This is a genomic window from Legionella sp. ST3F1 (assembly GCF_048553315.1).
In the GTDB taxonomy this organism is placed as follows: Bacteria; Pseudomonadota; Gammaproteobacteria; order Legionellales; family Legionellaceae; genus Tatlockia; species Tatlockia donaldsonii.
Genome location: NZ_JBLZIO010000036.1, coordinates 1 through 7017 on the forward strand (window position 1 = coordinate 1; position 7017 = coordinate 7017).

Genomic DNA, 7017 nt, shown 5'->3' on the forward strand with positions numbered 1-7017 from the left:
TGCTTGCTATCTAAAATGTTTATAAATTCAACCTACTTTCCGATTGACTATCCAGGATGGCAGATCTTAGGGGATCATCAGACAATGATTCACGAATGTTTCTAAAAGTATGTGCACTCGATTGATTAAAGGCATTTATAACAGCTAAAGCATGTGGGTTTACCTCATTATCTCCATTTTTGCTGATTTTTTCCCTGATTTTAACAATAGTATCGTATATTTCTTCCTCAGATTCAGGATTAATGTCTCCTACCAGGTCTTTTATTGCTTCAATAATTTTTGGAACAGAGCCATCTTGATTCTTCATGAGGGGATTATCCAGTAAATTATAAACAGCCCGTATATTACTACCTCTCTCGTCGCTGGGGATCGCAAGAATTTTTATTTTCGTCTTGCTGGGATGAAAAGAAGGATCCGGTAAGCGTTGTTCTTGTAGGCTATCTTTAGCGTCAAAAGTATCTAAAAGAGACAATGGATCTTTATTTTTAAAGAAACTAGGCGCTAAGCCACTTTTACCAAAAAGAGAAAGGATTCGCTCAAAAGCGTTTAGTACTTTACTAACATAACGGGTTAGCGTTGAAGGGACATTATCCTTGATTTCTGGTTTTCGGCAATGGCAATCAAAGTCTTTTTCGAACGACTCAAAGCTATACTCTTGGTCTCCAAGATAGCGTTCTAACATTTTCTGCCCCTCTTCAGCCCATTCTTTTATAGGAGGGTTTCCTTCTTTATGTGCTGCGCTGGCTAAATCTTTAAGGGCTTTATCTAAAAGAGGAAATTTCTCTGCCTCTGCCTTAGCCTTCTTGGTTACGCGCGAAATACATTTTTCAGCCAGTTTACAGGGAGATTGATATTGCCAAAGCTTGGTACCATTCTCATACTCTATTGAAGCCAGTTCTTTGTATATCTCAAAATTAGTTTTAACATCCCCTAATGCCTCGCGTAACTCTCCAATATATTTTTCTTTCGCTTTTTGGGACAGCGGTAATTGATTGATATAATCTTCTGCCTTAGGCAGTGAGGGGCCGGTTATTTCCTCTAACTGATCTAAGGTTTCTTCACAGGCTTTATAGTGTAAAGGGTTTTCATGACCATAACCCACATAGAGTCTGTCAGTTTCAAACACGTAGTTAAAGGCTTGGCTGGCTGGAAATCGAAGAGAATAGGGGTGGTCAGCCCAATTGCCTACTAGGCTGGTACGGGAAAATCCCCAATCATCGGTGGTAACAAGTAACCCAGTGTGTCCCCCAGCTTGTTCTAAAGCATATTCTTCAACGTTTTTTATGAATCCTGCAATCTTTTCGCTTGGATAATGATGAATTTCGCTTACATGGTCTTCCGCAAATCGACTCATAACCTTCGTTATAGCGCTTGTACTAAAACTGCAAGCTAAAAGGCCAAGAGCAAATAGTTTCCCACCTTCTCTAATTTGTTTTTCTTTACTCATTTATTACCTCAGCCTTATTTTTTAGTATATATTTTGATCATTATAGGTAATGATGAATCGAAATTACAGGGAATGTTAGGAATAGTTTGTTTCCAAAAAGGAATAGCTATCTAAAATTAATGTTGCTGTAAATGGGGTCAATGCTTGAATTTTTTATTCCACGATAGAATTTAATTTTGGCCTTAGAATTCCTCATTAAAGTCGTCTGTGGAATGCAGCTAGCGTAGCCTGATTGCTTGCAACCAGGATTTACCAGCGTATTGCGCCCAGACTTTTGTCCCCGATGTAAAAATGTTAATTGATTGGTTGCAAGTTCCCAGGGAAGAGCAACCTCATGGTCAATTACAGGCGAGATAAAGCGCCGGGCGGCACCTATAATTTCAAGAAGGTCACTGTGATTTGAATTTTGAAATAATGAGAAACCTCTCCTAAGCGAGCTAAAATGGCGACTTATCAAAACTGTTTTTGGAATGGTGTAGGAAGATTAGATTGTCCATGTTCCAAGGTAATTTTTATCTCACCATAAGAGTACCAAGAATTATTTGCACTTTGAAAGAGGGTGAAATTTCCTCCTGCAATTGCGGTGCATATTTTTTCTTCATTAGGCAAAAATATTTTGCTTAATTGAAATACAGGAAATCTGGATTTAGTAGATATGCTAATCTGTCCGTATCTATTTGCTCCACAAACATACCAGTTACCACGCTCATCACCCAATACAGTATGGGCATTTCCCGGAGAAACGGAGGTAATTCTGCAATTATCAGTCAACTTTATTAACGCAGGTGTAAGCTGAACTCTTTTGTGATTAAATCCTAACTGTCCTGTGCGATTTATACCACATGCAAACCATCCTTCGTCCGTTTGAAAATAGGTACGAGCAAAGAAACCGTGTACTACTTTTACAATACGATGAGTTAACGACAATGGAATAGGAGCTGGAACAATTTGCTTATCCGTATGGCCTAGTCCTAACTCCCCATAACTATTCTGACCACAACCATAATAAATACCATCATCGGTTTCTAAGATTGTTGAATTGTTTTGCGTGAAAATATTTCTGATTCTGCTCCCACCAGGGGATGGTATTAGTTGAGGGATAAGTGGAGTTTGATTGTGTCCCGTTCCTAGCTGACCATAAGCGTTGTTTCCTACACCATACCACTCACCATTTTCCAACCTAAAAAAAGATAAATTTTTACCGGCTACAATATTTTCTATTTCTCCTGCACCTAAAGGCTTAACTGGAGTAGGGGAAAAAGAGTCGCCTTTATTTCCAGAATATAATTCTCCATACCCATTAGACCCACAACCATACCATTTCTTACAAGCTGTTCTAAAAAAAACGTGTTGATATCCAGCCACTAATTTTTCGATATAAATTTGTGGAGGAAAGTTAATCTTATTTAAATTCGACATTAAATCCTGGCAACTTAAATGAGTTGTTCCTATTCCTAATTGCCCCCTCAGGTGACTACCTATCGACATAACTTTTCCATCTTTGAATAAAAAATAAGCGGCATCTACACCTGCATAAACCCTATGAATAGTACTTTGTCGATTTCTTAGCTCAGCAAGTGTGATAGAGGATTGAGAAAAAAATTTACAAGTAAAAGAAAGATTTTTTATGTCTATATAAGAAAGGTGTTCATGATATAAAGGGTGTATTTCTTCTGGGAGTAAAGAAAATGGATTACTCATTACATTCCTTGGTTGGTTTAAATCCTTTATAGATCCTGCTTCATCTGGATCATATAGTTCTGAATTGAAACTCTACCACAGATAAGGGAGCAACATCGTTTTGTACTACAACCCTCATAAAAATCCCTTTGCCTATAATACTAACAAGTTTTATTAGAAAAGTTTCCAGGCTTAAAAAATGAATCTATATTCCCAGTTTATTCTAGATTAAAGCAAACCTAGCGTTCGATTTGTCTACTGTTTTCCAAATCGCTTAATCTCTGTTTCGATAGCCTGAGCGAATGAATTATTCTCCATACGGCATGGAGGCTTAGTTTCAATGACAGTTAGCATCCAAATACTCTTTAGTTTCAAAAAATTGTCTGTATTTAATCCATTTTGTTAAAAAATGCCAAGTTAAATTTTTATAATTAATAATACTTTAAGGATGCTCTGCTATGCTGACAAGAGAAAATAAAGGTGTTTTAGTATGAGCGATTATAAGGCAATTACAGCATTACTGGGCGGTCGAGGAAAACCTGATTTACAGGAGACTCTGCTAAACCCATTACAATCTCTTCTGGAAAAGACCAATGCAATCAGTGGTGTTCATCCAACAATCCCAAATCAACAGGCCAAACAATCTTTTGAGGGGATGGCAGACCGATTGATGACCTGTCTTGCGCCAGCGAATCCATTAAATCTCTTTAAAAAGGGTTAATACAGCGAGATGAGTACAATTTATGGCAGCGACGATTCTGGGAGCCTCGTATTCGAGATGAATCAGATTTTTGTAGTCATGTGAATGACATTCATTTTAACCCGGTGAAACACGGATTGGTAAAAGAAGTTATCGATTGGCCTAACTCAAGTTTCCATCGGTATGTCAGTGAAGGTTTGTTACCGAAAAATTGGAGTAGGGAGTTCTCAGGGAGCGATTTTGGTGAATGAGGTATAGGGCATTATGTTGAAATCCTGGTTGCAAGCACCAGGCTACGCTCTCTTCTCTTGTCTTACAGGGATAACCAACCGCAATGGTCTTAAAGCCTTAAAATGCTCTCGCTCTTATAATCATCATTTATCCCCAATATGGCATTAGCCCAATCCACCCTTATATTCTCGTCAGTACATTGACGTATCAATTTAATAATCAAAGTGCATGCATTATCATGTTTTTCAAAGAGCGCATCCGCTCCCAAGATAGTGCTTTCAAGCAAATCAGCGCATTGGTTATCAATTTCACCCATTTTCAACACGGGATCTCTGAGGCTTTCTATAGGGATATCCGGGCAGCTCATATATATTGTTTCGATATGTAATTCGTAGGGATTGAGGGTTGTGGGGAATTTGGGTATGTCAGGACAGCCACAAAAGAACAAACAAGAGTAGGAAAAAGACTGCACGGTGGGGATGGCTACCGGTCTTACGGCTGTTACTAGAATTAGTTTATCTGGCCGTTGTAAAGCGAGTATAGGCTCTTGCGTATCTCTCGATATCCACAAGCTTACACTGGATTTTTCTGCTGGCTTGACCTCAACTTGACTTCTCATCATTTGACCTCTTGCTTAATTCATTGCTTTTCTTTTACTTCATGCCTGGCTTCGTCAGTGCTTAGGCGTTGAAAAAATGTACTCTCCTCCCCAGATAGTAGAAGAGATTATAACGTAATTACGAAATGGTTTAAGAGTTATTTATAACCATAATGATCTGAGTTACAACAATACTGGGACGCAAAAATAGGAAAGCGCTGAAAATACATAATTTTGCCCAATCAGCCAAAAATAGTTGCATTGCAGTAATGACATCTACATTGCGCAAATGGGAACTAATGTTGTCTGAAATTGCCCCGACGCAAAACACCTGGCCTAACTGGGGTAGTCAAATCTATTGGACCACGTCATTAATTAGTGCTCAAATAGAAAACCACAATCTATCTCTAAGTTAGACATAAGATGGTTGTGTCGGCGATAATGCTCTTTCTGGATACCCCGCAGCTAAGGATAGACTGAAATGTTCAGTAAAGAAAAATCTAAACATCCTAAATATAAAAATAGCCAATTAAATCAAAATCCTGAGGTTATTTTTCATGACCCGCATCATGAATCACTCGATAACGATTTACAATCATTATCAGCTAGAGACATTAGTCCGAGCAGTTTAAAAGGCAAAGAAAAGGAGTTACCTGTACCTGAAGATAGTTTGGGAACTTCTAAATTATCTAGAAAAAATTATGATCCCAAAATAAATCAAACGAGTTGGCATGGTAACGTTGGGAGCTCTTCTGGTAATCACTATCCTAAAGCGGCGCCGGCCGAGTCAAGAAGGAGAAATTTGTTTAGAAAGGCTGTATCCAAATCCTTTAGCAGCTTTTTTAAAAATAAAGACTCATCGAGAGCGACAGAAGAACCTGAACCTACTGAAGTCATACTTGAGGGACAGCGAATTCCCCTCAAAGTCTTTGAGGATAACAATGAGGTTACCCAAGGAGTCTTGACCACGATCGAGGACGAACTCACTGAAAGTGATGACAATAGTCTATCATCACCAAAACGTCATTCACTGTTATTAGAAGACTTGGTAAACGAAGAAAGAAATCCGATTTTATATAGGGAAATTCTTGCATGGGAGCGTTTGAAAGAAAGAGGTGATAATCTCATCGAAATATTAGAGGAATATCCTTGGCATACTGCTAATTCCATAAAATCATTATTTGATGCCAAATTACACCAGAAAGTTGAACAGAGGCAAGTTCTTCAAATCGAATTAATTAGGACACTATGTAGAATTTTACACGTAGCCTTTCAAAATTATCTTAAGCAAATAAAAGAAAAGGATCCTCAGGCTGAAGCAATGAAGAAATTTTTGTGCAATGCTATCAAATCAGCGATGCGTACTGATCTCTTTGATGAGTATCCTCCCTTTATAAGAAAATTTTTATACCATGACCAATTATCATTAATGCCAGATACGTTGGTCTATGATGATAGCATGCCTGATTCTTTTTATCGTAAAGAATTTGAGCAACGTGCATCGGTCCAATTGCGCTCCTGGAGATTTCCCGAAGCCAAATCTTATAAAGGTCTACTCATTAATACCCTGACTTTTCTGAAAGACAACATAGATCTTGAAACTTATAACGGAATCCTTGATCAATTGTTTGAGCTTATAGTTGAGGTTGGTATGGGTTTACGGGAGATCAATATGAAGACTTCGGAACTCCTGTTAGATCTACAGAAACCTGGACAAGTATTAGAACTTAAGATGTCAGAAGAGGAAAAGCCCAAACGCTTTGTTGCTTTAAGTACACAGTTGCATATGGCCACAAACGTTAAACAAGAAGTTATCAAGAAATTAGTGACTCTTATTCATAGCGAGTATTTAGCGCAAAAACTTTTACATCCTGATTTTAAGATTGATTTACCGCAATGTAGCGGGCTTGAGTCTGATATTTACTTTCCTGAAGGCAGTCATTTATTAATTGATATTCAGAAGACGATTGCAAATTTTATGAGTGAACATTCTAAATGGTTCAAGGGTTCAAGTCCTCGTTCAGGTTCAGTAATCGTTACAGCAAACTCACGAAATCTTGCGCTTATCTCGGAAGGGTTAGCTAACGCACTAAAAAATCAGTTAATGCCCTCAGGGCATGATTTGTACGTGGGGGCTTCGGCCAGCAATCTACTATTTTAGCCGATATCGTTTTATCCCTATGAATTTTAAAATTTTTTTAACGTGTGGAAAAATGAATTTTAGCCTAAAATAGTTTTTGTTGGTTCGAATGTAATGAACCATCTCACGGACTTTTCCCTCAATTAGGAGAGGCACGATGAGAAAACCAACATTAAGCCACCTGTTGAATAAAGCTAGCGTAGCCTGGTTGCAATAAAGCT

Annotated in this window: 5 protein-coding genes; 2 read left to right on the forward strand and 3 right to left on the reverse strand. The window is 38.1% G+C overall.

The features are described 5' to 3' along the window. Positions 1–19: 19 nt before the first annotated feature. Positions 20–1447 carry a hypothetical protein gene (locus ACN4Z1_RS15735; RefSeq protein WP_228363819.1) on the reverse strand — a complete coding sequence of 476 codons (1428 nt, stop codon included), beginning with the start codon at positions 1445–1447 and terminating at the stop codon, positions 20–22. 453 nt (positions 1448–1900) lie between these two features. Further along, positions 1901–3148 carry an RCC1 domain-containing protein gene (locus tag ACN4Z1_RS15740; protein WP_228363818.1) on the reverse strand — a complete coding sequence of 416 codons (1248 nt, stop codon included), beginning with the start codon at positions 3146–3148 and terminating at the stop codon, positions 1901–1903. A 469-nt stretch (positions 3149–3617) separates the two neighbouring features. Here ACN4Z1_RS15740 and ACN4Z1_RS15745 point away from each other — a divergent pair, with 469 nt between their 5' ends. After that, positions 3618–3848: a hypothetical protein gene (locus tag ACN4Z1_RS15745; RefSeq protein WP_228363817.1), complete on the forward strand. Its 231-nt coding sequence runs from the start codon at positions 3618–3620 to the stop codon at positions 3846–3848. A 319-nt stretch (positions 3849–4167) separates the two neighbouring features. Here ACN4Z1_RS15745 and ACN4Z1_RS15750 read toward each other — a convergent pair whose 3' ends face one another. Then, the gene (locus ACN4Z1_RS15750) at positions 4168–4680 is read right to left on the reverse strand and encodes a hypothetical protein (protein ID WP_228363816.1); all 513 of its coding nucleotides are present in this window, start codon (positions 4678–4680) and stop codon (positions 4168–4170) included. A 457-nt stretch (positions 4681–5137) separates the two neighbouring features. Here ACN4Z1_RS15750 and ACN4Z1_RS15755 point away from each other — a divergent pair, with 457 nt between their 5' ends. Beyond that, positions 5138–6817: a hypothetical protein gene (locus ACN4Z1_RS15755; protein ID WP_228363815.1), complete on the forward strand. Its 1680-nt coding sequence runs from the start codon at positions 5138–5140 to the stop codon at positions 6815–6817. Positions 6818–7017 lie beyond the last annotated feature (200 nt).